The sequence below is a fragment of the Leptospira wolffii serovar Khorat str. Khorat-H2 genome, from assembly GCF_000306115.2.
In the GTDB taxonomy this organism is placed as follows: domain Bacteria; phylum Spirochaetota; class Leptospiria; order Leptospirales; family Leptospiraceae; genus Leptospira_B; species Leptospira_B wolffii.
Genome location: NZ_AKWX02000007.1, coordinates 254,175 through 277,621 on the forward strand (window position 1 = coordinate 254,175; position 23,447 = coordinate 277,621).

Below are 23,447 nucleotides of genomic sequence, written 5' to 3' on the forward strand. Positions count from 1 at the left end.
GAGGGGGAATGTCCGCCGAGATCGAACACCAATACATTCTTTTTAGCTTAGGGGAAGAGGAATACGCTCTTCCGATCGTGCTAGTGGATGAGATCATAAAGATCCATAACCTGGTTAAAGTTCCTCGTTCTAAAAATTACTTCGCAGGGATCATGGACATCCGGGGCAAAGTGGTGAAAATGGTGGACTTAGGCGTGAAGTTGAATATTCCCCACACTCACGAAGGCGGATACGACCGCGCCATAGTCGTAAAGATCGGAGGGGAGTCGGTAGGAATCATCGTGGACAAGGTGGCTAACGTTGCACTCTTCCCGCCCGAGACTATCAATCCTCCTCCTCCTTCTATAAAAGGCATTTCCTCCCGTTATATTACCGGAGTCGGAAAGAAGGACGATCGTTTCATCATCCTAATCGATATAGAGAAAATCCTCGGATCGGAAGAATTAGCGGAGTTGGGTAGCGCGGCAAGATGATCTCCGTCCGCCTGAGAAAGGGCCTTCTTCTCCTTCTGCTCTTCGGAGTCGGACGGGTCGGTCTTCTCCAAGCGGACGAACAAGACCAAAGACTCGATCCTGCGGGGATTTATAAACTTCCACACGAAGTCATTCCTCCCGAAAATCTGGCCAAACTGAAAGAATCCCTTTTGAATTCGGAAGCCGAAGGTGGGGATGGAATCTCCGCTATTCGCCAGCTCTTGGATCCTTATTACGCTCAGTTCGTAGATCCCAAAAGAACCGAAGAAGAGAGAAGGTTAGGTAGGATCTTTACCGAGAAAACGGATCGAAACACTCTCAGACTTCTCATACTGAAAATGATGGGAAAGATTACTCAAGCCAACCAGCTCAGGGATTCTCCCATTCTATACGAACTACATCTGCTTTTAAGTAAGGAATACTCGAAAAAAAAACAGAACTCCAAGGCCTTGGAAGAAGCGATTACCGCATTGCGTTATAGGGATTTCTCCCATACCGAGGATTATTTTCCCAAAGAAGACAGGCTGAAGGAACTCTACGATACGAACGAAATCGGTAGAGCTAAGTCCCACGCAGGCGCCCGCAAGGATTTGGAGAGAGCCAAATCGGATTGGACTGCGGCGAAGGACAGAGTACATCTATTGGAAGCAGCGCTTGCTCGTTCCCAGGAATTGATTTTCGAATCCGATCCAGGACCTAGAAAGGTCGGCCAGGCGGACGTGAATCTGGCTAAACAGCAATCCAAACAATCCGAGGAGAATCTGAGAAAGGCCGAAACCGCTTATAAGGATTCCTTCGAAAATAATTATTATCCTTTCTTTAAGCGAAAATCTAGAGAGGACGCGGAGACGGTATTCACCCTCGCAAAATATGTGAAGGATTCGGAAAACGAAAATAAGGAAAGGCTGAAGGTGGTAAATAAGGCCTCGGTCAGCGGGCAGGGGATCTTCGTATTATTCGATTATAAGAGAAACACCGATTTTTTCGCATATTCGGCCCTGCTTGAAACCGCTTTCCGATTGGATCCTGAATATTCCGCCGTGGTCTTGGCTCTTGCGGAGGAGCTTCGTTCTTCGGGGAAAAAATCCAAGGCCTTGGATTTTTATCTCAAGTATCTTTCTTTAGCATTGAAGGAGAATCGTCCCGCTTCAGAGGTCGCTCCCGTTTATCGCGCCATAGCGGCCTTGCATACGGAACTTAAACAGTACATTCTCGCGGGAGAATATTACGAAAAATACTACGAGTCGGAGCCGGATCCGAAGAAGAAAGGAATGTACGCCTTCGAACTGGGTTCTTTCTTCGATACCAAAGTAGGAAATCTGGAGAACGGTAAGAAGTACTATTCGGATTGGTTGGAATCCTGGGAAAGGGAGAAGGCGACCGCTTCGGAGTTATCCTATCCGGATTCCCAGGAGAGAATTCGCATGGAGGTACTCGCCCACCAAGGGATCTCCAAATTATACCGCTATGAAAAAAAGCCGGAAAGGGAAAAGGAATGGCTTCTAAAATCCTTGGGCGCCTATAACCGTCTCCGGACGAATCTAAAACAGGAAGAAGATAAATATTCCGAAGGAAAGAAGGAACTACTTCTCATCAAGAAGGGACTCTTGGAAAGGACCAACGATCAGGACATGGCACAGTATAGATTGAAGAGCCTGGAGTTGGAAGAGTCCAAGGAAAGAATCGATATCATACGGACGAAATTGGATTCTTCTCCGGGGCCCAGGGTGCTGCAAAGACTCTCCGTATTGTACGAATTCGAAAAGGATTATTCCGAGTCCAAAAGAATGAACCAGGAAATCCTGAAGGTGGGAAACCAGACGGAAATCAATCTAGCCTTGAAAAATCTGGAAAGGATCAATAAGATTCTGGAAGACGGAATCGCAAGAGATCCGTATCCTCGGGATCCATTGGCGGGGGATACTTACTGACCCCTGTTTTTACCTTTGGTGTATTTTTCTATATCGTCGGCCCCGTCGTCCTTTTCTTCTCCCTCTAACTCGATCCCTTTCGGTTCTATGATCCGGAACTCCACATTATCTATCACATCCCCTTCGTAAGAAACCTTTAATAGATATTTTCCTTCCGGTAAGGTTCCGAAATTACCCGTGATGGTGGAATTGGACAGATCCGGCCGTTTTCTTTTTACCTCGATCTCGTTGAAGCCTACTTGGAATCTGCTTAGGCTTACGTAAATCTCCGCTTCCGGATTCGGAGTTCGGGAGAATTTATACAAGTATACTAGAGTCTTATCCGTCGGAAAAACCAGCTTCTCCCTGGTAAGAGTGAATTCGCTTGCGGAAGGAAACTTCTTTTCCAGAGGGCCTAACTTGGTTTCGTCGACTAGGGACCAGCCGAACTCACCGGTCATACCCAGGCAGGAGACTAGTAAGATCGGGAAAACCCAAGGCAGAATACGGAGAGAAGAGACCTTCATAAGTTATTTACTCTCCTTTACCCAAGACCCGGGCCTTGTCGGAAATATCCTTTTCCCTAGGCGTTTCTTCCGAGTCCGGAAAAATCACCCGAAATCCCTCGGTTCTACGGGGTTCCTGTGGAAAGAACGCGGTTCTTATGAATCTGAAAACAAAATACGCGACGACTATAATGAGGATGAGTTTCATATCTGACGATTGCGGAATACGCATTCCAAAATTTGCAAGCTCGGAACTACCGCTAGGTTCATACTGAGCGGAAAAGTCATTCCGGCAACCTGAATTCTGAAAAACAAGGTTGCGGAAACGGGTAACAGTATTACTTATTTATTCATTGCGGGAATACCCCGAATGTGAGCCACTCAATATCCCGGTGGGGAGCCTATTTCCCCGTCGGGTCTTTTTTTAATGAAAATTCTAAAAAGAAAAAGGGCGAAACTTTCAACGGAAGTCGGCTTAGATGAAGCCGGATTCGCTATATATGTAGTTTTTGAGATTCTTATTCTCTTCTTCTGTTTTCGCTATTTTTGCTTTTACGGCGTCCCCGATGGAAATAATTCCCACAAGTCGATTCCCGTCCAAAATCGGCATATGCCGGATTCTTTTTTTTAGCATAATGGAAAGCACTTCATCGACTTGGTCGCTTGGTTGCATGGTGGTCAATTGCGTAGACATCAATTCGGAGAGGGTCTTATCGAAAACCGCCTCCCGGTCCGTAGATGCGAAATGCAATAGATCCCGTTCCGTAAAGATTCCGGCGAGTTTGCCTCCGTTCAGGACGATCACCGAGCCGATATCGTACTTGGTCATAAACCGAATCGCTTCCCAAACCGTGGTATTCGGTTCCAGCGAAAGGATTTTTCGGTCTTTTTTCTCCAAGATATCTTTTACGAGCATGGTCACCTCTAACTCTGGCCTGAAGTGTAGATCCGAGGGACTACCCGTTCAAGGATTTTTTAGAAAAAGGGTGGGGTGGATTCCCGAGCTTTTGGTCGGGAATTGGGGAAAACCGTGACGAAATACCTATAAATTTCGGGAATTTCCAAGGCAAAGCAAAGGTAAACATTGAGGTTTATCGTTCCGGAAAGGTCTTAAGTTCCTAGGGAAGAATTTCGATCAGGAAAATGAGTCAGAATGAACACTCTAATTAAAAAAGGATTTCCTAATTACTTCCTAAATGGGAGCATTACGGTAGTAGGAACCGTTTCTATCACCTAAGGTATTTCGACACGTAGAATCGTATGAGTTCCATTTCTTCCGAACAGCCTAATATCCTTATCGTGGAAGACGAGTGGCTGCTTTCTTTTAATCTTCAAAAAACCCTCCAAAATCTGGGTTATAAGATCGCCGGTGTTGCGGCCAACGGACTAGACGCTCAATCCTTGTTTAAGGAAACCAATCCGGATCTGATTCTTATGGATATTTCCATAGAAGGGGACATGGACGGAATCCAAACCGCCCAAAGTATCCAGAGAATCAGGGAAGTTCCGATTGTATTCATGACGGCGTATACGGACGATTCCACTTTTATGAGGGCCATGGACGCCACTTCCACGTACGCTTATATTACAAAACCCTTTCAGAACCACCAACTTAAGTCCTCCATAGAGATCGCATTACGCCAGCAGAAACGTCTAGGCACTTTGAAGGAAAGTGGAAAGGAATTTAAGAACGTTATCCAAAGCATTTCCGAGGGTGCGGTATCTTTGGACGGAGAGGGAAAGATCATCTTCCTGAATCATGCGGCGGAGGAATTGACCGGCTGGACTCTCGCCGAAGCGTTGGGTAAACCGGGAGATCTTATTCTTTCCTTTATCCAAACTCAAGTAGTATCCGAGCACCCGGACGATTTAGGTCATAATCTCAGATACATTCCCGCAGTTCTTGTCCGTAAGGACGAGAAAAAAGTCCGCGTAGGCTTTCGGGTCTCTCCCATACGAGACGAAGGAAATCATATCGTGGGCAGCATCGTAACATTCTCCGAATTGGATCTATTGTCCGTTTCAGAGAAGAGAATTTCCGAAATGGAGAAGGTGATCCAATCCGAGATGCGTTTGGAATCCATCCAGAAACTCGCCGCTGGGATTGCTCACGAAATTAATAATCCTCTCATGGGCGTGATCAATTACGGAAATATAATACGCAATAAGAAGGACCTAGAACCGGATATCCGAAACTATGCTCGGGTCATTATCGAGCAGGGAGAGAGAATTTCCGGAATCATCCGAAACCTTATCCTATTCTCCCGATCGGATAACGAGGAACCTAGCTGGGTTCGTATAGAAGAGCTCGTATTCGGGGTGGAAGGGATCATATCCGAACTTCTGAAGTCCAAGAACCTGAATGTGATCAAGAATATTCCTTCCGATTTCCCGGAAATCCTACTCAAGCAGAATCAGATCAAGGAAGTCATATACTATTTATTGTACTTCTATGTGGACGGAATCGGAGGGGAGACCAAAGGAGGCACTATCCATTTCCAATCCAAGCTAGGCAAGGGAGAGGAGGGAGAAGGACCGTTTTTGGAAATCAGGCTATCGGGTTCCATGAACGGAGAATTGGATCCGGAAAACGCTTTTCAGCCTTTCGAAAGGATACAATCGGACGATACCCGGATCGGAATGGGGCTCTCCGTTTGCTATGGTATCATCCAGTCCAATCATGGAAAGTTAACTGTCCAAAAGTCCTCCTCCGGGACGGATTTTTGCGTGCGGCTCCCCGTCCAGACCAAGTAGTACATCCGTTCTACTCGAATCGGTTTTTAGCCCGAAAATCGATGGAAATTTTGGGCTTTTCCGCAAAACTAGTCACCAGATTGAAAACCAATAAGGTACAATAGGAATGTTAGATAAAATTAAGAGCGCTCTGGGTGCGGAAGCCGATTCCCTTCTGAATCATGTCAGCAAAACGATCCCTAAGGAAACCCTGACCATCCCCGGTCCGAACTACATCGACGATATCTTCGCAAAGACCGACAGAAACAATTCTGTTCTCAGAAATTTCCAGTCCATTTACAATACCGGACGCTTGGCAGGAACCGGTTATCTTTCCATTCTTCCCGTGGACCAAGGGATCGAGCATAGTGGTGGCGCTTCTTTCGCTAAGAATCCCGCTTACTTCGATCCGGAGAATATCGTAAAACTCGCAATCGAAGGCGGCTGCAACGCTGTCGCTTCCACTTTAGGCGTATTGGGATTGGTTTCCCGCAAATACGCTCATAAGATTCCTTTCGTAGTGAAGATCAATCATAACGAACTTCTAAGTTATCCGAACAAATTCGATCAGATCCTTTTTGCCAACGTCGAACAAGCCTTCGATATGGGAGCCGCAGCGGTAGGTGCGACCATTTACTTCGGTTCCGACGAGAGTTCCAGACAGATCCAAGAGATTTCCGAAGCCTTCCACAGGGCTCACGAACTCGGACTAGTTACGATTCTTTGGGCATATCTCAGGAACGATCATTTCAAAAACGATAAGGCCGACTACCATGTGGCGACCGACTTGACCGGCCAGGCTAACCATTTGGCTGCTACGATCGAGGCGGATATCGTGAAGCAAAAACTTCCGGAAACCAATCTCGGGGGTTTCAGAGATCTGAAATTCGGTAAGAAAGACGACAAAATGTATACCGATCTTAGCTCCGATCATCCGATCGATATGGCAAGATACCAAGTGGCCAATTGCTATATGGGTAAAATCGGTCTGATCAATTCCGGAGGACCTTCCGGATCCAACGATTTGGGCGACGCGATTAAAGCTGCGGTTATCAATAAGAGAGCCGGCGGTATGGGACTCATCTCCGGAAGAAAGGCTTTCCAAAAGCCGATGAAAGACGGAGTGGCTCTGTTAAACGCGATCCAAGACGTTTATTTGTCTAAGGACGTTACCATAGCTTAATTCGAACCGATTTCGAATTTTTGAAAATCAAATTCTCCGAACAAAACAAATACGGAGGATCCGAGGGGAGAGTGATCGAAGAAAACGATTCGGTCGCTTTCCCTTTTTTTTTGTGGTAAAACGAGGGGAATGTATCAAGAATCTTTAAAGGAATAAGTATGAATATCAAGAAAGGCTTCGTGGGCACCATCGGAAACACTCCTCTCATACGTTTGAATCATTATTCGGACCAAACAGGTTGCGAGATTTTGGGTAAGGCGGAATTTCTGAATCCGGGCGGTTCGGTAAAGGATAGAGCCGCATTATTCATTATAGAAGAGGCGGAGAAGAAGGGACTCCTCAGGCCGGGCGGAACTGTCGTGGAAGGAACCGCGGGAAATACCGGAATCGGTTTAACGCATATTTGTAATGCGAAGGGTTATAAATGTCTGATCGTGATTCCGGATACCCAGTCCAAGGAAAAGATCGACCTACTTAAGACCTTGGGTGCCGAGGTCCGGACGGTGCCTGCGGTTCCCTATAAGGATCCGGGCAATTACGTAAAGGTCTCCGCAAGAATAGCCGAGGAAACTCCCAATTCCATTTGGGCGAACCAATTCGATAATGTGGCCAACCGATTGGCTCATTTCCATACCACAGGTCCGGAGATCTGGAGCCAGACGGACGGAAAAGTGGACGCTTGGTTGGCGTCTTTGGGGACCGGGGGAACTTTCGCAGGTACCGCCTTATTCTTAAAAGAAAAGAATCCCAAGATCAAAACGGTCGCCGCGGAACCCTACGGCTCTGCGATTTATAATTTCGTAAAGAAGGGGGAACTCAGTTCCGAAGGTAACTCCTTCACGGAAGGAATCGGTAACGGTAGAATCACGGAGAATATGAAAGACGCTCCTTTCGATGATGCGATTCGGATTTCCGACGAGGAATGTCTGGAGACCATTTATACTTTGCTTCGAAAAGACGGTTTGTTTTTAGGGGGATCCACCGGGATCAATGTGGCGGCAACGGTCAAATTGGCCAAGAAACTAGGACCGGGGCACACTCTAGTGACCGTACTTTGCGATAGCGGTGCGAGATACCAGTCCCGTCTTTACGACAAGGACTGGCTGGCTTCGAAAGGTTTTTCGATTCCGGAAGTTTAGAAAGTACTCACGTATCTTAGGTCGGTGCGGTATTCCCAAAGAGAACCGCCGCCTCCGGCCGCAAGAGGACCGTAAGTGCTTTTGAAATTCAATCCGGGCGATACAGATTCTCCGGAGGGGGTCTGGATGATGTTTTGGACCGCCCAGGTCTTACCTAAAAAATAACTTTGGGCCAATTGGGCGATATAAAGTCCGATCGCCAGACCCAAACCGTTTTGGCTATAAGAATGGTACTGATGTTCCCGATTCTTGGCGGTATTCATTTCGCTGATACTATCCGCCTGCATTTTACTTACTAACAGGGAAGCGCCCGGAACTCCGGAGGATAGGATTTGCTGGTGTATATTCGGTTCTTCGAATAGAATCTTGGATAATTTGTTCTCGGCTTTATTTCCTTGAACGGTAGAGGCCTGGCTACCTCCGATCGCGACGATTACGGAGAGACCTATCAATACCTGGTAGGTAGTCGCATAATTTTCGTGCCTCATAGTAGAAAGGCCCCAACCAGGCAGAATGGCCGATTTCCAAACCGGTTCCCAAGGATTTCGTTTTGCGGAGATGTATTCTTCCCATCCACCGTCTCTCTCATCGATGTATTTTTCGATCAAAGCGAGTCTCTTTTGGACGACCTTGTAACTATTCTCCTTGATCATTTGTTCCAGCATCAAGGTGTCTAGTTGTTCCTCTTTCTCCGTCTTCTTGCCTTCTTTGTTCAGTTTCTTTTTCTCAGCTTCGAAGATCTTTCCTAACTCCGCTTCGTCCTTGATATCTTTGAAGATAATCTTAAGGATCTGGGATTTTGGAACGGTTTGTCTCTTGTTTTCCCTTAAGAGCACTACGGAATCCGTAGATTGATCGATCACGGTTCCGTAAACTTTTTCGCCGCTTTTGAAAAGTACGGTCTCGGCTCCGAGAGATGCGAAGGAGAGAAGGAAGATTAAAAGTCCGATTAGGCGAGATGCCTTATGGTTAGGGAAGGAGAACGATATTTTCATCTGGTTTCCTGTTTTTCTTTTACGGTTGATTCCCTTTTTCACCTTCCGAAGGCGGGCGAGTCAACGCAAAAAACGGGCTTAGGTTTTTAGATCCATAAGATTTTTCCTTGCGCTTTACGTTTTCAAAACGGATAGAATAGGGATATGACGAGAGTCGGTGCTTTTTCCTTCGGTTTGCTCCTCGCCTTTTGGATTTCCGCAGGAGAAACTTTCAGTCAGGACCAGGCTCCCAAAAAGGAACCCGGTTCTCCCTCCGTTCAGAGTCCTAAGAAAAAATCCGAACCCGCCAAAGGATGCTGCCGTATCAAATACGAAGGCGGAGGTTTCGACTATTTTCCATCCACCGAGGAAGAATGCGTTTCCAAACCCAATTTCGATAGTTTCCAAAGAGACTCCGCTCTTTGCTTCCAATCTCTCTGGGATTGAGTTTTTTTTAAACAGTGTATCCATCTCGGAAATACACAAATGTATATTTACCGGATCGCAGCAGTCCACACGATTCCGCCGACTTCCGCTTTGGTCACTTCTTCTCTAAATCCTCGTCGTTTTCGAAATCTTCCGCTTCCTTTTCCTTCTTCTTTTCCGATTCCGACTTCCATTCGGGAATCTCTATCGAGATGGAAGTAGTGACCGCATAATCGTAAAGTCGGATCTCGTGATCTCTGGTCAAAGGCATTCTGCCGGAAACGGTTAAGAAAGTTCCCTTAGTCAGTCCCCAGTTGAATCCTGTGCTCACTTCTTTGAAAGCTTTCGGAAATTTCTTTTGGGTCTCGGCATCTTCTTCCAAGAGGCTTCCTCCTCCGATCACGTTCACATAAGGAGTTCTGTAGAGGAATCCTCCGAAAAGACTGAAGTCCTTATTTAGAAAGTAGGTAGCATATGCGAACCATTGGGATATCTTTTGGATCTTCATGTGTTCTTCGCTGCCGGTAGTGGAGGAAGGACTTTGGGCCCAGTAAGGAAGTCCACTCTGCGTATTCTCGGTCGCGTAGTCCCTGGATAAGGGGAAAATTCCGGATCCTCTTACGACAAAAAGCCATTTTCCTAATGTAGTCCCTAAGGTTATATTCGCGATGCCTGAATAATAATCTCCGCCTGCGAAGCGATCGGTATCCGCCCCGGAAGGGAATCCGAGTCTGCCCTCCAGAACGAAGAAGAATGGCCAGTCCTTATCTACGAGCGGACTCCATTTGGCTCCCAAATAAGCTTTTCCGTATCTGGCTGCGTCCGCTCTATCCTTCTGTTCGTAATAAATCCATGGAATACTGAAGTTCATCGCGAATTTTCCGCCTGCGAAGTTTGTCTCAGCAAATAGGGTGCTTGTATGCAGATTAGAATTATCTATGGTTCCTTTTTGGTAATCCTGGGTGAATAGAATATAATCGGAAGGTTTCTCCCTCTTGCCCGTAAACGGATCTATGAAGCGGGTGGAGGAGGCCATACTCTGTCCTTCCCCCGCGTGGTGGCTCCATAGAATCGTAGGAAGTAAGAATATTATGAAAAGTAAATATTTCGATCGAAACTTGAAGGTTTTTATAGACATGAATAAAATACCAATACGTGGCCCGGTTCGTCCAGGTTGGAAAGAACTTCCGAATAAAGAGTAGAGTTCTGGAAATTATTGATCGTTATCTCCGAACCGGAAAGGGAGAATATCGCATCCAGAAGCGAGAAGGAGGATCCGGGACGAATGGAGAGTAATCCGTCCGTTCTAAACCCGATCGAGAATGGGGTCGATTTGGTATACGGAATCGCAAGCTCGCAAGAGGGCTCGACTTCGATTTCCGCTTCCCTCAATTCCAGATGCAGGGTCTTAGTCGACGAGTCTGACTGTCTTTGGACCGTGAATGTGAGAAGGATCTCGGAATATTCTCCGAAAATATGCGCTAAGGTTCCGTAAGGAACGGGTGGAAAGGGACTCAAGGATTGACTACGAACCGGGCCGGCGGGCGTGACCAAATCCGAAGCGCTTATATCTCCCGGGTCGAAACTTCCTTCGATTCCGTATCGAACCGCATAAGATCCGGTTCCGACGGGAGTGGAACCCCCGTCTCCGGAATGGAATGCAGTATATTCTCCGGAAGATAGGGTTGCGACCGTACTTGAGGTTCCGAAAGGTAAAAGAGAATCCGGAGGACTGAATAGTAAGGATAGACTTTTCAAGGTCACGGAATTTGCCGTTAGTTGCACATTGTAAGAGGTGCTTGCGCCGCTAACCGTGAAGTCTCCCAGATTCGCATCGGCTTGGTCGTCAGAATAATAGATCCAAGGAGAGATGAATGTCCTTCTTTCGTCGGAGATTTTATACAACGCCTGCCATTCGGCCGCGCGGTCGTTTGTGGAGTTTCCTATGGATCCGAACGTGCAATTGGCTAGGATGAGAAATCCTAGCGCAAGCACCGAATCGAATTTAACGTGTTTTAAGTATTGCATTCGTATAATATTCCTAAAATGGGCTTCGGAATTTCGGGTCCGTGACAAAATCCTGGTCCGTAAGACTTTTAAGAAACTCCACCAAGTCCGCCTTTTCCGATTCCGTAAGAGAAAAAGAACGGATCAAAGAGTCCTTGTTCGGATTCGTGATTCCATTTCCCGATCCTCCCGCTGCGTAATGGTTGATTACCGATAGTAGATCGGGTAGGGAGCCGTCGTGCATATAAGGAGCTGTCAATTCCACATTCCTGAGAGAAGGAGCTCTGAATTTACCTCGATCGGTTTCCTGATACGTGAATTCGTACAGGCCTCCGTTTGGGCTTACGAAATGGGAGGAATCCAACCCGTTATTGTGAAATGTAATCTCCTCGAAAACTGTCCCGGTATGCAATACCGTATCGGTGAAATTGAATCCCGCATGGCAGTGGAAACATTCCGCTCTTTCTCCGAAGAATAGATTCTTGCCTCTTATGGCCGAGGCGCTCAATGCGGAACTGTCTCCCGCCTGAAACCGATCGTAAGCGGAATTTCCGGAGATCAGAGTTCGCTCGAAGGAGGATATAGCTTTCGTAATATTCCGTATAGTGAATGGATCCGATTCTCTCGGAAAGGCTTCCCGGAACATAGGCGGATAAATCGAATCCGACTTCAATCTTTGGACGATCAAATCCTCGTTATCCTTCATTCCCAACTCGACCGGATTATCTCCGAATATGGGGACTAAGGCCTGGTCTTCCAGATTCTTTAAAACAGGGTTCACCCAGGTCTGCCTTACGTTATATACTACATTCGAAAGATGCTGCGCGTTCCTGGGATGATTCTGGCCGGTTGATCCGATCGAAACTGCTAGTCCGTCCGTAAACGCTTTATCCGGATGATGACAACTTCCGCAGGATTGGGTTTGGTTTTCGGATAGTTTCGTATCGAAGAATAGGAATCTACCCAACCGAACCTTCTCCACGGTCATCGCGTTATCCGACGGAATTTTCGGACTAGGAAACCCTGCGGGAAGATCGAAGACATACGGGGTCCCCTCCGAAATCGTAGGACTTACGAATAGAAGTGCGAGTTCCGAATTCGAACTTCCCTTTTTGGCCAGCCCCAATTCTTCGCATCCTATCAGAGGGACGAATAATAGTATTAGATAAATATAAACTTTCATAATTGAATACCGTCCCGACTCCTTGCGGAATCGGGACCGAAAATTATTTGGAAACCACGTTGAATACGGTCTGCTCTGCTGTGCCGGCGTTTCCGGTACCGTAATCCAATCCGAAATTCGGAAATACGTCCGCACAGGCGGCGTCCATGGCCCCCATCGAATGGCAGGTCTTATTTCCCGAGGAAATGCTCCAGCCGGCCCAAGTCGTAGGAGATCCTACAGGAGAGGCGGCTACGGCTTTCTTAAGATCGAACTGGATATTCTGAGTGTAAGGATTGAATCCTCCGCTGGGACTCAGGCTGATTCTGGCGCGATTCGCATTGGTGCAGGAATAATTTCCGGGAGTAGGTTCCGTGCAGCCGGTGGATCCTATATGCAATTGAGCGTAATTGCCCGTAGTGGCCGCATCCATGGATACGAACTCTCCCACGAAGAATCGGTAACCGGAAAGCCAGCTCCAAGCCATTCCGGAAATATTCAGGGGACTAGGCGCAATCGAAGAGTTTCCATGGTTTAAGCTTTCCGGTATTCCCAATGTAAACCGAACCGTCTTGTAGCTCTTATTCTCCAATACGGTCTTTACGATTTTATTCGTGGCAGTGGTGCCGGTGCAGCTTCCCGTTTTATTCTCGAAGTCCAAGAGAGTGATTCCGGAATATTGCCATACTCCGTCGTCCGGAACGTTTGCAGTGATGATATTATCATCCTCGTCCACCAGTTCGAATTCGGAGACGTAGAATCTCAGGTCTCGCAGCCCGATCGGCATGACTCCTGCAACGTGCATAATGGTCACAGTCGAGCTGGTTTGTGCTTCTCCATGTCCCGTAATTTCACCACCGCAAACAGCAAGGCTACTTCCCACCACAGCCTGGAAAGTGATTCCTGCGGGTTCCTGAGAAACCGGGGAGGCCGTCGCAAGTGCCAGAAGGCCTAAATTCGAGGGTTCCGAACCGCCGTCGCAATTCCAGAACGAAAGCGTAATGAACGCTATTATAGCGTACTTATATAATAATTTCATGATATTCTCCTGCATTACAAATGACGGACCCGAAATCCCGTAGGGTTTCGATATTGTATTCGGGTCCGGGAAAAAATCCCGAGAGTACGGACCTACCCCTTGCGGGAACGGTTACAGTTTAAGCTCGGGATTTCGTCGACCGTTAGGCCGCTAAATCAGGAGAATCGAGGAGGTCTTTCCAGGAAGAGGGGGATTTGGACTCCGATAGATTCGGAGAAGGGGGCAAGTAATTCGGAGCCGACTGCTTTCGGGCCGGTGTATTCGGAGTTCGGAGAAGAATAAAACTGAGCGCAAATGGATCCGCTTAGCGCGGAAGCCTTGTCTTTCGCTTTTTTACAGGAACATTTATGGGTTTCTCCCGATTTTGCGGAATGGCAATCCGGCAGGGAAGAATGAGAGTGCTCTTCGTCTCCGTCTTCAGAGACAAGTTTGTTTTCGAAACGGGAATCCTCCGCCGCGGCGTGCTTTTCTTTTTTGCTTCCGTGGTTGCATTCGCAGAGTTTGATCTCTCCCGCGAGTAAACCGCAGAACCAACCGCTACCGAATACCAGACTTTGGAATAAAAAGCAATGAGCCAGAATGAGAGAGATACTTTTCATTGCAGGGAGATCTTTAGGCGATTCAAAACCGTTTTGAGGCCTTCGCTGGTTTTGATTTCCACCGGGACTCCTTTGGATTTCAATTCGGCCAATAATTTGAGGATTCGATTTAGGATTAGGGAAGGAATGGCGACTACGCTTTCCAGATCCAGCTCCACCTGATTCGGTTGCACTTCTTGGATCTTATGTAGTATGAGGCCGATTTCTTCGGTTTCCACCGCGCATACGTTTCTCACGAAAACTACGCGAAATAGTTTCTTGTCCGCATAAACATGGGTTTCTGTGAATTGTATCGCTGCGGAACTCATGGCCTCTGACCAAATTTTCTCTCTTAAATTTCTAAGGGAAACAAAAAAAGAAAGTTCCTACGGGATTTGTCTCAATGACTATACCTGAAGCTCGAAATGCAAAACCATTCGTTTAAAGAGAATCTGGATGAAAAAGACTAAGAAAATCTATCTCGCGGGCCCAGAAGTGTTCCTACCGAACGCATTCTCCATTTTGGAATCCAATAAAAGACTCCTGGAGGAGAAAGGATTCTCGGCCTATTCTCCCTTTGACGGTAACGTTTCTCCCGAGGAAAAAAGGGATCTCCGTCTGGCAAAACGCATTTTCGAAGAGAATTGCAGGTTGATCCGAGAATCAGATCTGGTGCTCGCAAACTGTAATTTCTTTAGAGGAGCCTGTGTGGACGACGGAACTTCTTTTGAAATCGGTTATGCCTTTCATAGCGGAAAGCGCATCTACGGATACGGGGACTCCGAATTAGCTCTGTATCTGGAAACGGAAAGAAAGATTCCAACGAAGGCTCATGAGAGCGGTTATAGGATAGATGAGGAAGGCTATCTACTGAACGAGGACTTCGGAAATCGGATCAATCTCATGTTGGAATTCTCCATCTTGGAATCGGGAGGAAGATTAGTCCGAGGTTCTTTCTCGGACCTAGCGGATCGACTCGCCGAATGGGAATCCGTTTAGGATCACATACTCCTTCTGTACTGTCCGCCCACTTCGTACAAGGCGCGGGTCATTTGTCCCAAGGAGCAAACTTTTCCCGTTTCCATAAGAGCGTCGAACGCGTTCTTTCCGGATACGCAGGCTTCTTGCAGGGACCTAAGAGCCTTCTGAGATTCTTCCTTATTTCTAAGTTGGAAGTCCTCCAGTTCGGAGATTTGCGCCTTCTTCTCCTCTTCCGTGGAACGGATCACCTCGTCGGGAAGAATAGTAGGGGAGCCGTCTTTTCCTAAGAACGTATTTACACCGATCACGGGAATTTCTCCCGCGTGCTTGCGGTGTTCGTATTCCAGGGATTCTTCCTGAATTTTATTTCTCTGATACATTCTTTCCATGGCTCCGAGGACTCCTCCTCTTTCCGAGATCCTACGGAACTCGGTAAGAATGGCCTTTTCCACCAGATCCGAAAGTTCCTCTATGATAAAGGAGCCCTGGAGAGGATTCTCATTCTTAGCGAGCCCCAATTCCCGATTGATGATGAGCTGGATCGCCATTGCCCTACGAACGGATTCCTCCGTGGGGGTCGTGATTGCCTCGTCGTAAGCGTTCGTATGAAGACTATTGCAATTATCGTAGATAGCATATAATGCTTGTAAGGTGGTTCGGATATCATTGAACGCGATTTCCTGCGCGTGCAGGGAGCGTCCGGATGTCTGGATATGATATTTGAGCATCTGGGAGCGCTCGGCCGCTCCGTACTTATACTTCATGCTCTTTGCCCAGATTCTTCTCGCGACTCTTCCTATGACCGCATACTCAGGATCGATTCCATTGGAAAAGAAGAAGGAAAGATTCGGAGCGAAGTCGTCTATCTTCATCCCTCGGGATAGATAATATTCCACGAAAGTGAATCCGTTAGCCAGCGTGAAGGCGACCTGGGTAATCGGATTGGCTCCTGCTTCGGCGATATGGTACCCCGAGATGGATACGGAGTAGAAGTTTCTGACCTGGTTACGTATGAAATTCTCCTGTATGTCTCCCATAAGTTTGAGCGCGAACTCCGTGGAGAAGATACATGTGTTTTGCGCCTGGTCTTCTTTTAGGATATCCGCTTGTACGGTTCCTCTCACGGAGGAAAGCGTTTCCGCCTTGATCTTTTGGTAGATTTCCTGAGGAAGCACCTTGTCTCCCGTCGTACCTAGTAGCATCAATCCGAGTCCGTCGTTTCCTTGGGGAATGGCTCCTTTGTATACGGGAACCGGAACTCCTTTAGAAGAATAGAGACTTGCGATCTTGGATTTTATCTCTTCAGTCTTGCCTTCCGAGCGGATATATTTCTCGCAGGATTGGTCCACGGCCGCATTCAAGAAGAAGGACAAAAGCATAGGAGCCGGTCCGTTGATGGTCATGGAAACGGAGGTGGAAGGTTTACAAAGATCGAAACCGGAATAGAGTTTTTTCGCGTCGTCCAACGTAGCGATACTCACACCCGAGTTTCCGATCTTACCGTAGATGTCCGGCCTGAGTCCCGGGTCCTCTCCGTAAAGAGTCACGGAATCGAATGCTGTACTCAATCTTTGGGCCGGCATACCCAAACTCACATAGTGGAATCTTGCGTTGGTTCTTTCCGGTCCGCCTTCTCCCGCGAACATTCTGGTAGGGTCCTCTCCCGTTCTCTTGAATGGGAAGACTCCCGCGGCGAAAGGAAATTCTCCCGGGAAATTCTCCGTGTAGGACCATTTCACGATTTCTCCCCAGTTCCTGAATTTAGGAACGGAGACCTTGGGGATATCCAAATTGCTTAAGGATTTCGTAAAATTCGAAACCTTGATTTCCTTGTCTCTCACCTTATACGTGAAGAATTCTCCGGAATATTGCGCTACTTTTCCGGACCATTCCTTTAGGATCTTTCTTGTATCCGGATGCAGTTTGGATTCTCTTTCTTCGTATTCTTTTTTGAGATCGCTTACATTCTTGGATCTTTCTTCCAGGATTTGGATGGTTCCCGCGATTCTATATAGAATTTCCGCGGCCTCGCATTCTTTTCGAACGAATTCCTCGTATTCATCGCATTCTTCCGAGATCTCGGAGAGATATCTTTGTCTTTCCGGAGGAATGATATGGATCTTCTGGCTGGATTCCCGGCTTTTGGAGTAGGAACTTTTCCATCCCAGAGAGAATTTCTGATTTAGAGCCTCGATGAGCGCGACGTATAGGTTATTCGTACCCGGGTCGTTGAATTGCGATGCGATGGTTCCGAAAACCGGCATATCTTCCGGAGACTTATCAAATAGTTTTCGGGATCTCTGGAATTGCTTTTGCACGTCCCGGATCGCATCCAAGGCCCCTCGCTTATCGCATTTGTTCACTGCGATAATGTCCGCGTAATCGATCATATCGATTTTTTCCAACTGAGTAGCCGCTCCGAATTCCGGAGTCATGACATATAGGGAAAGATCCGACACTTCCGTGATTTCGGAATCGCTTTGTCCTATCCCCGCGGTTTCCACGATAACCAGATCGAATTCGGAGCTTTTCAGCACTTCCAGACTCTTCTTTACGTTTTTATTAAGTGCGATATTGGCTTCGCGAGTTGCGAAAGAGCGCATATAAACCCGAGGATGGGAGATGGAATTCATTCTGATCCTATCTCCGAGTAGCGCTCCTCCGGTTTTGCGTTTGGACGGATCCACGGAGATGATGGCTACTGTCTTGTCTTCGAAATCTTGAATGAAGCGTCTCACGAGTTCGTCGGTAAGGGAAGACTTGCCGGCGCCTCCCGTTCCGGTAATTCCTAATACGGGAATGGCCTTTTGGGGAAGTGGGAATTCCAACTTCTCCGGTTTGGGTTTGTTTTCTTCCGATAGGGAATTTTCCACCATGGAAATGGATTCCGCGATCGCGATCGGGTTTTTTACTTTTAGTTCGGAGAATAGGTTTCCGTTGAATCTATACGGAGGAATGAAATCCGATTTCAGAAGCAGATCGTTGATCATTCCTTGGAGTCCTAAGGATCTACCGTCGTCCGGAGAATAGATTTTCGCGACCCCGTATTCTTCCAATTCCTTGATTTCGCTGGGAAGAATGGTACCTCCTCCTCCTCCGAATACCTTGATATGTCCGCAGCCTTTCTCTTTTAAAAGATCTATCATATATTTAAAATATTCCACATGGCCGCCCTGGTAAGAGGTGACTGCGATCCCTTGCACGTCCTCCTGGATGGCGCAGTCTACGATCTCTTGGACGGATCGATTATGCCCCAAATGAATGACCTCCGCTCCGGAGGATTGCAATATCCTACGCATGATATTGATGGAGGCGTCGTGGCCGTCGAAAAGGGAGGCGGCTGTCACGAATCTAAGTTTGTTATGAGGGACATATATTTCCGTTTCCATATTCGGTTCTCCTAATGTTTCGAAAGAGGGATCGATCTCGGAGGACCGATTCGGTGGTGGGCGGCTTCTTGATTCTTTCGAGAACGATCGTTCAATAATTTCGTTGTCTAATTTTCATCTTATAATCGGAATCCATTAGGATCAACCGAGATTTTATCCTTTCGGAAGGAGAGTCCCTAGTGCATTATCATACCGAACGGCTTTAGGCTAGCGATTGTTCGGAATACGGAAACTAGGGATTCGAGGAGAGAAAAACTTTTTACAGGGTTCCTGGCCTTTGCTATTCTCGCAATATGACTTGGGCACAAACTCTCCATGCGGAGATTCTATTTTCCAACTCCCCTTTGGAGGCCTTGCATATTCCTTTTTTAAAGGCATTGTTGGATCCGCTTTCCGTATTATTCCATTATTTAGGCTCGACCCTATTCTTCATGGCGATCGTTTCGTTCGTATATATCTGCGTGGACAGACGTTTGGGGATCAGAATCGCCTTGGCTTTATTGGTGGCGGGTATCTTGAACGGCACCTGCAAGGCATTGCTCGCATACCCTAGACCCATCGGCTTACCTTATCCTTCCGAGTTGGGTCTGATGGAAGGTTCCTACGGTCTTCCCTCCGGACATGTGCAGACCGCGGTTGCATTGTACGGTACGATCTTCCTACATGCGAGAAGAGTTTGGGTGCGATGGGTGACCGCATTTCTGATCTTATTTATGCCGATCGCGAGAATGTATGCAGGACTGCATTTTTTGGGCGATGTGATCGGAGGAGCCTTACTCGGACTCCTAGTTCTACTCGGTCTGGAATTATTGCTACGCAAGTTTCCTTTCATTTTGGAACCCGGACCGACTCCGGAATTGTTTTCGGACGAAAAAAGATTTAAATCTTATATTCTCGCGATCATTGCGGTTACGATTCCTAGTGTTCTTTTCCAGGAATCGGGACAACCGGAATCCACGACTAAATCTTGGGAGCAGGTGATCTCCGCATCGGGGGCCCTGGCGGGGTTCGGCATCTCCATTCTACTGAACCAAAAAGCGGGAAGAGATTGGAGTCGGGCTTCCGGCTTCACCGAGTTTGCGGTTCGTCTCGGGATTGTGATCTTGGGAATCCTGGTATTTTACCTGCTCTTGGGGAAAATTCTGGGCTGGATCGCTCCGGAAAATCCGGTTGCCAGATACTTTAGGTACGGGATCGTATGCTTCTATATCGGCTACCTCTCTCCCTTTCTCCTGAAGAGAATTCGCGGAGGAACCTATCTGCAATAGAGAATGACCCACCTATCGAAAGCGTCCAAATTCGTATCGGAGACATTCCTCCGTCTCAGAGCTTCCGGGTTCATTCGTAGTTTTTTTTCGGTAGGGTTTTCCAAGGTAATCGCCTCTCTTTTGAATTTCGTATTCATGGTGTATTCCGTTCGGATTCTGAGTAAGAACGAGAACGGGATCTTCCAATACTACTCGGGTTATTTGCCTGTACTCCTTGCAATAGCGGAATTCGGGCTTCCCGCCGCTCTCGTGAAATATTTATCTCCTTTGACGGAGGATAAGCGTAAGATAGGTGTCCTTCTTTCGTCTTCTTTATGGATCAAATGGGGCGCTCTTTTTGTTCTGATATTGGTGACGGGATTCGCTTCCTTCTTCTTGAGAGAAAATGCGTTAGCCGCCTTTTTGCTCGTATTCGGTAGTTTTGTTCTCTCTTTCAATTCCTATTTCGAGAGCATTTTCATCTCTTTCGGTCAATACCAATCCTTATCGATCTGGTATCCTTTGCCCAACCTGATCCGATTGGTTCTTTTATACTTTGCGGACCAGTTCCATTCACAGTCCCTGGACAATTTGGATATTCTCGCGGTATTCACCGTTTCACCGGTCTTTACGATCGTGCTTTTCTTTTTCCTTTTTCCTAGGGGAAAACTCAACTGGGCTGGGGACCAAGAGGAGGTTCGACAACAGACTCGGGACTTGGCTTCCTTCAATCGATACGCTTTTCTTGCTTCTTTATTCGCGATCATTTCGGATAGAATGGAACTTTTCTTTCTGAACAAATACCATTCTACCGAATCCGTTGCGGCATACGGAGTGGCCTTACAACCTTTCAGCGGTTTCGTGATCTTATTTTCCGTTTTGAATTCCATGATATATCCCAGACTTTCCCGTCTGACGGAGAATAAGGAATTCGCGAGCTATCTGGGAAAATCCATGCTAGTCGCGGTTGCGTTCGCAATGGTACTAAGTCCTTGGGTATTTTTAGGAGATTGGTTTTTCTCCGTATTATTCTCCGGAAAATACCCCGAATCCGTTCCGGTTTTCCAATTACTGTATCCTAATTATCTACTGCAATTGATCTTCTCTCCTTTGGGCATGGCGTTATTCGCTTTAGGCCAACCCAGGATGCTTGCATTGTTAGCTCTTGTCAGACTAGGTTTCGGATTGGTATTGGACAATTTGCTGATTCCGGAATACGGTCCCATGGGAGCCGCCGGCGCTTTCTTTTTAGGACAGATTCCTTCCTGGCTTCTTTTAAGCGGTTACTTTCTGGCCTACTACAGGCCTTCTACCAAGTGAGCCCGAAACGAGTACCTAAATTCTTAATATTCTTCCTTCTTTCCGCATTTTGGAGGGGAATATACGCAGAATCGTATTCCAATTTTAGAATGGACGATTCTTCCTTATTGAGGGACGGAGTGATTCCGGTTCGCTCTCAGGGAAGAGCGAGTTCCGCCTCGGAAAACCCACCCAAATACAGGACAGATTCCGGATTCTATTCTTCCCTATATGCTTGGGCCAAGGGCGATTCCCAAAAAGGAGGAGTCCGAGAGGACCAGGCTCGCAAATCTTACGGGAGAGCTTCGATCGCTCCGGAATTCGGTTGGTTCCGAGAATCCGAATCGAGTAGGGTTCTTTTTTTAATTTCTCCTATTTTTACCTATTCGGAAAGGGACGAATCAAAAAGGGAAATTTTCCGTCTCCAGGACGGAGAAGCCATTCTATCCTTATCCAAGGATATAGGATACCTACGAATCAGAGGGGAAGCGGGAAGGGGCTTCCAAAGATTGGACGGAATGGGATTCCTATTTTCGAATATTATGAATTATGCAGAGATTGGCTGGGAGATTCTGCCTTGGAAATTGAGAGGGAGCCTTATGGGGGGCGAGTTTTCCTCCTCTGTCGCATATTCCGATAGGGACAGATCGGAATCTCCGTTACGCATACTAGGAGGCGATTTGGTTTGGGAACCGGAAAGCGTTTTGAAATCCATGCGCCTCTACCATTACCAGTACGGAGAACCCAGACAGGAGGCCGTAAAAGCGGATCTCTACCGGAACGAGGAACCTTTTAGAGCCTACGGTTACTTCCGGTATTCCGGAGGAGAATGGGAATCCAGAGTCGTGGGAAAAACCAAACTGGAGGCCACCGCGATTCATGTGGAGGGTAGAAGGGAAAACGCTACGAATCCTCTTTATTCGGATAAATCCAGACAAACCACGAATTCCTGGATGGGAACCCTGGGCGTCACATGGAAGGAAGATACGGTATCTTATTTCGTGAGAACCTTTTATTCCAAAGAAGATCAGAATTTCAGGATCGATAGAAATTCCGACGGTTATTCTCCGATCAAGGGAGATCCGCGAGGACTTCTTGCTCCTTTTTCTATATTACTTTTACGTGATTTTTCTTCCAAGGAGGAGACCGTATTTTTCGGAGTCGATTCTCCCCGCAAACCTGTATTCGAAAATTCCGGAATCCAATATTACCAGTTCGGGGCCTCTAAGGAATGGGGAGGAGGCTGGACGAGCACTCTTGCGGGAGGATTCGGAATTTCTTATATAGGTAGGGGATTGGAATGTATCGCCACCTCCGGATGGAAAGGAGAATCCGGATATATTGTAGGAGGAATCGCCTATGCCTGGGTGGATCCTGAGAGAGACGAATCTTATATCATAGACGAAATTCGACGTCCTGTAGCGAACCGGGAATATTTTCGTTGGTATGCGAGCGGAGGAATCCGGTTTTAAACGGCTTCCACTTTCGGACCCCGTAACTTCTTTACGAATGTGACCCGGTTTCCCTTATCGTTATAATCGAGAGAGTCCACGTTCATTTTCACTAGAAAGATACCCCGTCCAGATAATTGGCTGGCGTTCGGATCCTGGACGGGATCGGGAACTCTGGCTGGATCGAATCCTTCTCCTCCGTCTTCCAATATCACTCTGACTTCCGTATCGTCGTAATCCACTTGCACCGTTACCCATTCGTCCCTGGTTTCGCAGATCTTGTCCACATAGGAGAAGTAATCGTTTTCCTGGAACATTAAATCTTGCTTTTGGTGATAAGTGATCCGAGCACAACCGTGTTCGATTGCGTTTCCGATGAGTTCATAAAGCGCCACTTTCAAGGAAAGATGATCGTCGTTATGCAGTCCAGGAAGATGCGCCAATGATTTTAGGATCAAATGCACGTATTGGTTCAGGTTGGCAAGTCTAGGCAATAAGCCGAATTTTTGTCTGGATTCCCGGACCTGGAAGATCCTCTTGTCCACCAGATCCTTTCCCGAGTAGAAAAGATTTTTAAAGCGAAGAAGGGAATAACGGATCGCCTCCATGCGAAACGGTTTCAGGAAGAAATCCACTGCCCCCAAACGGAGAGCGTTAATTGAGATCTGTATATCCTGGTTTCCGGTAATAACTATGAAGGGAGTGTCTATGCCTTTTTCCCTTAATTTGGTGATGAACTCGATTCCGTTCATTCTGGGTAGGCGGATATCCGTAATGATAAGATCGAAATTTTCGGATTCGGCTATGCTTAGGCCCTGTTCGGCGGTGCCCGCTAAAACGAGTTCGTACTCGCTGCCGAATATTTCCTGAAATAAGTCTCGGATGACTTCCTCGTCGTCGACGAAAAGGATTTTCATAATAAATTCCTAATTCACAACTTCCGAATCCTT

At 47.1% G+C, this 23,447-nt stretch carries 21 protein-coding genes; 10 read left to right on the plus strand and 11 right to left on the minus strand.

Going from position 1 to position 23,447, the window contains the following annotated elements; genetic code table 11:
- The first annotated feature begins 8 nt into the window (after positions 1-8).
- Positions 9-473 (plus strand): chemotaxis protein CheW, encoded by a 465-nt coding sequence (locus tag LEP1GSC061_RS05445; protein ID WP_016544467.1) that lies wholly within the window; start codon positions 9-11, stop codon positions 471-473.
- Positions 470-2,404, plus strand: coding sequence for a hypothetical protein (locus LEP1GSC061_RS05450; RefSeq protein ID WP_016544346.1), 1,935 nt, complete (start codon positions 470-472; stop codon positions 2,402-2,404). The genes LEP1GSC061_RS05445 and LEP1GSC061_RS05450 overlap by 4 nt, the downstream gene beginning before the upstream one ends.
- On the opposite strand, the gene LEP1GSC061_RS05455 is transcribed toward LEP1GSC061_RS05450, so the two are convergent.
- Both LEP1GSC061_RS05455 and LEP1GSC061_RS05465 read right to left on the minus strand, forming a co-directional pair.
- A complete protein-coding gene (locus LEP1GSC061_RS05455; RefSeq protein WP_016544784.1) occupies positions 2,398-2,910 on the minus strand; it encodes an LIC_12238 family plasminogen-binding lipoprotein in 513 nt (170 codons plus the stop codon). The two genes, LEP1GSC061_RS05450 and LEP1GSC061_RS05455, sit on opposite strands and share 7 nt — an antisense overlap.
- Before the next feature lie 454 nt (positions 2,911-3,364).
- Complete coding sequence (locus LEP1GSC061_RS05465) at positions 3,365-3,805, minus strand: CBS domain-containing protein (protein ID WP_016544181.1); 441 nt, start codon at positions 3,803-3,805, stop codon at positions 3,365-3,367.
- A 344-nt stretch (positions 3,806-4,149) separates the two neighbouring features.
- On the opposite strand from LEP1GSC061_RS05465, the gene LEP1GSC061_RS05470 reads away from it, so the two are divergent.
- From LEP1GSC061_RS05470 to LEP1GSC061_RS05485, 3 genes are all read left to right on the plus strand, one after another.
- Positions 4,150-5,643, plus strand: a complete 1,494-nt coding sequence (locus tag LEP1GSC061_RS05470) for an ATP-binding response regulator (RefSeq protein ID WP_016544922.1) — start codon at positions 4,150-4,152, stop codon at positions 5,641-5,643.
- A 106-nt stretch (positions 5,644-5,749) separates the two neighbouring features.
- Complete coding sequence (locus tag LEP1GSC061_RS05475; RefSeq protein WP_016544947.1) at positions 5,750-6,805, plus strand: class I fructose-bisphosphate aldolase; 1,056 nt, start codon at positions 5,750-5,752, stop codon at positions 6,803-6,805.
- Positions 6,806-6,963: 158 nt separating this feature from the next.
- Entirely contained in the window at positions 6,964-7,944 is a 981-nt protein-coding gene (locus LEP1GSC061_RS05485; RefSeq protein ID WP_016544739.1) for a cysteine synthase A, read from the plus strand.
- On the opposite strand, the gene LEP1GSC061_RS05490 is transcribed toward LEP1GSC061_RS05485, so the two are convergent.
- Positions 7,941-8,939: an LA_0442/LA_0875 N-terminal domain-containing protein gene (locus LEP1GSC061_RS05490; RefSeq protein ID WP_016544212.1), complete on the minus strand. Its 999-nt coding sequence runs from the start codon at positions 8,937-8,939 to the stop codon at positions 7,941-7,943. The genes LEP1GSC061_RS05485 and LEP1GSC061_RS05490 overlap by 4 nt on opposite strands.
- A 144-nt stretch (positions 8,940-9,083) precedes the next feature.
- Here LEP1GSC061_RS05490 and LEP1GSC061_RS05495 point away from each other — a divergent pair, with 144 nt between their 5' ends.
- Complete coding sequence (locus LEP1GSC061_RS05495; protein WP_016544800.1) at positions 9,084-9,365, plus strand: LIC_11321 family protein; 282 nt, start codon at positions 9,084-9,086, stop codon at positions 9,363-9,365.
- Positions 9,366-9,459: 94 nt separating this feature from the next.
- Here the strand turns inward: LEP1GSC061_RS05495 and LEP1GSC061_RS05500 are convergent, their stop codons facing one another.
- The 6 genes from LEP1GSC061_RS05500 to LEP1GSC061_RS05525 form a co-directional block, all read right to left on the minus strand.
- Positions 9,460-10,482, minus strand: a complete 1,023-nt coding sequence (locus LEP1GSC061_RS05500) for an LIC11086 family outer membrane transporter (RefSeq protein ID WP_232218368.1) — start codon at positions 10,480-10,482, stop codon at positions 9,460-9,462.
- Complete coding sequence (locus LEP1GSC061_RS05505; RefSeq protein WP_016544548.1) at positions 10,473-11,372, minus strand: hypothetical protein; 900 nt, start codon at positions 11,370-11,372, stop codon at positions 10,473-10,475. The genes LEP1GSC061_RS05500 and LEP1GSC061_RS05505 overlap by 10 nt, the downstream gene beginning before the upstream one ends.
- 13 nt (positions 11,373-11,385) lie before the next feature.
- Positions 11,386-12,534 carry a methanobactin export MATE transporter MbnM gene (locus tag LEP1GSC061_RS05510; RefSeq protein ID WP_016544633.1) on the minus strand — a complete coding sequence of 383 codons (1,149 nt, stop codon included), beginning with the start codon at positions 12,532-12,534 and terminating at the stop codon, positions 11,386-11,388.
- Between the two features lie 43 nt (positions 12,535-12,577).
- Positions 12,578-13,552 carry an MbnP family copper-binding protein gene (locus tag LEP1GSC061_RS05515; protein ID WP_016545019.1) on the minus strand — a complete coding sequence of 325 codons (975 nt, stop codon included), beginning with the start codon at positions 13,550-13,552 and terminating at the stop codon, positions 12,578-12,580.
- 155 nt (positions 13,553-13,707) lie between these two features.
- On the minus strand, positions 13,708-14,151 hold the full coding sequence (locus LEP1GSC061_RS05520; protein WP_016544934.1) for an LIC_11090 family protein: 444 nt from the start codon (positions 14,149-14,151) through the stop codon (positions 13,708-13,710).
- Positions 14,148-14,459: a hypothetical protein gene (locus tag LEP1GSC061_RS05525; protein ID WP_016544378.1), complete on the minus strand. Its 312-nt coding sequence runs from the start codon at positions 14,457-14,459 to the stop codon at positions 14,148-14,150. The genes LEP1GSC061_RS05520 and LEP1GSC061_RS05525 overlap by 4 nt, the downstream gene beginning before the upstream one ends.
- Positions 14,460-14,586: 127 nt before the next feature.
- Between LEP1GSC061_RS05525 and LEP1GSC061_RS05530 the strand changes: the two genes are divergently transcribed.
- Positions 14,587-15,129, plus strand: coding sequence for a nucleoside 2-deoxyribosyltransferase (locus tag LEP1GSC061_RS05530; protein ID WP_016544246.1), 543 nt, complete (start codon positions 14,587-14,589; stop codon positions 15,127-15,129).
- Between the two features lie 2 nt (positions 15,130-15,131).
- Here LEP1GSC061_RS05530 and LEP1GSC061_RS05535 read toward each other — a convergent pair whose 3' ends face one another.
- Positions 15,132-18,500, minus strand: coding sequence for a methylmalonyl-CoA mutase family protein (locus LEP1GSC061_RS05535; protein ID WP_016544297.1), 3,369 nt, complete (start codon positions 18,498-18,500; stop codon positions 15,132-15,134).
- 293 nt (positions 18,501-18,793) lie between these two features.
- On the opposite strand from LEP1GSC061_RS05535, the gene LEP1GSC061_RS05540 reads away from it, so the two are divergent.
- The 3 genes from LEP1GSC061_RS05540 to LEP1GSC061_RS05550 are packed head-to-tail and all read left to right on the plus strand — an operon-like array spanning position 18,794 to position 22,518.
- Positions 18,794-19,768: a phosphatase PAP2 family protein gene (locus LEP1GSC061_RS05540; protein ID WP_016544486.1), complete on the plus strand. Its 975-nt coding sequence runs from the start codon at positions 18,794-18,796 to the stop codon at positions 19,766-19,768.
- 3 nt (positions 19,769-19,771) lie between these two features.
- The gene (locus LEP1GSC061_RS05545; RefSeq protein ID WP_040508083.1) at positions 19,772-21,067 is read left to right on the plus strand and encodes an oligosaccharide flippase family protein; all 1,296 of its coding nucleotides are present in this window, start codon (positions 19,772-19,774) and stop codon (positions 21,065-21,067) included.
- Positions 21,064-22,518, plus strand: a complete 1,455-nt coding sequence (locus LEP1GSC061_RS05550) for a hypothetical protein (RefSeq protein ID WP_016544988.1) — start codon at positions 21,064-21,066, stop codon at positions 22,516-22,518. Before LEP1GSC061_RS05545 ends, LEP1GSC061_RS05550 begins: the two co-directional genes overlap by 4 nt.
- Here LEP1GSC061_RS05550 and LEP1GSC061_RS05555 read toward each other — a convergent pair.
- Positions 22,515-23,414, minus strand: a complete 900-nt coding sequence (locus LEP1GSC061_RS05555; RefSeq protein WP_016544655.1) for an ATP-binding response regulator — start codon at positions 23,412-23,414, stop codon at positions 22,515-22,517. The genes LEP1GSC061_RS05550 and LEP1GSC061_RS05555 overlap by 4 nt on opposite strands.
- Between the last annotated feature and the right edge of the window lie 33 nt (positions 23,415-23,447).

Coding starts and splice junctions, on each gene's coding strand:
- LEP1GSC061_RS05445 (WP_016544467.1), top strand. CDS start 9: ATGTCCGCCGAGATCGAACACCAATACATTCTTTTTAGCTTAGGGGAA.
- LEP1GSC061_RS05450 (WP_016544346.1), top strand. CDS start 470: ATGATCTCCGTCCGCCTGAGAAAGGGCCTTCTTCTCCTTCTGCTCTTC.
- LEP1GSC061_RS05455 (WP_016544784.1), bottom strand. CDS start 2,910: ATGAAGGTCTCTTCTCTCCGTATTCTGCCTTGGGTTTTCCCGATCTTA.
- LEP1GSC061_RS05465 (WP_016544181.1), bottom strand. CDS start 3,805: ATGCTCGTAAAAGATATCTTGGAGAAAAAAGACCGAAAAATCCTTTCG.
- LEP1GSC061_RS05470 (WP_016544922.1), top strand. CDS start 4,150: ATGAGTTCCATTTCTTCCGAACAGCCTAATATCCTTATCGTGGAAGAC.
- LEP1GSC061_RS05475 (WP_016544947.1), top strand. CDS start 5,750: ATGTTAGATAAAATTAAGAGCGCTCTGGGTGCGGAAGCCGATTCCCTT.
- LEP1GSC061_RS05485 (WP_016544739.1), top strand. CDS start 6,964: ATGAATATCAAGAAAGGCTTCGTGGGCACCATCGGAAACACTCCTCTC.
- LEP1GSC061_RS05490 (WP_016544212.1), bottom strand. CDS start 8,939: ATGAAAATATCGTTCTCCTTCCCTAACCATAAGGCATCTCGCCTAATC.
- LEP1GSC061_RS05495 (WP_016544800.1), top strand. CDS start 9,084: ATGACGAGAGTCGGTGCTTTTTCCTTCGGTTTGCTCCTCGCCTTTTGG.
- LEP1GSC061_RS05500 (WP_232218368.1), bottom strand. CDS start 10,482: ATGTCTATAAAAACCTTCAAGTTTCGATCGAAATATTTACTTTTCATA.
- LEP1GSC061_RS05505 (WP_016544548.1), bottom strand. CDS start 11,372: ATGCAATACTTAAAACACGTTAAATTCGATTCGGTGCTTGCGCTAGGA.
- LEP1GSC061_RS05510 (WP_016544633.1), bottom strand. CDS start 12,534: ATGAAAGTTTATATTTATCTAATACTATTATTCGTCCCTCTGATAGGA.
- LEP1GSC061_RS05515 (WP_016545019.1), bottom strand. CDS start 13,552: ATGAAATTATTATATAAGTACGCTATAATAGCGTTCATTACGCTTTCG.
- LEP1GSC061_RS05520 (WP_016544934.1), bottom strand. CDS start 14,151: ATGAAAAGTATCTCTCTCATTCTGGCTCATTGCTTTTTATTCCAAAGT.
- LEP1GSC061_RS05525 (WP_016544378.1), bottom strand. CDS start 14,459: ATGAGTTCCGCAGCGATACAATTCACAGAAACCCATGTTTATGCGGAC.
- LEP1GSC061_RS05530 (WP_016544246.1), top strand. CDS start 14,587: ATGAAAAAGACTAAGAAAATCTATCTCGCGGGCCCAGAAGTGTTCCTA.
- LEP1GSC061_RS05535 (WP_016544297.1), bottom strand. CDS start 18,500: ATGGAAACGGAAATATATGTCCCTCATAACAAACTTAGATTCGTGACA.
- LEP1GSC061_RS05540 (WP_016544486.1), top strand. CDS start 18,794: ATGACTTGGGCACAAACTCTCCATGCGGAGATTCTATTTTCCAACTCC.
- LEP1GSC061_RS05545 (WP_040508083.1), top strand. CDS start 19,772: ATGACCCACCTATCGAAAGCGTCCAAATTCGTATCGGAGACATTCCTC.
- LEP1GSC061_RS05555 (WP_016544655.1), bottom strand. CDS start 23,414: ATGAAAATCCTTTTCGTCGACGACGAGGAAGTCATCCGAGACTTATTT.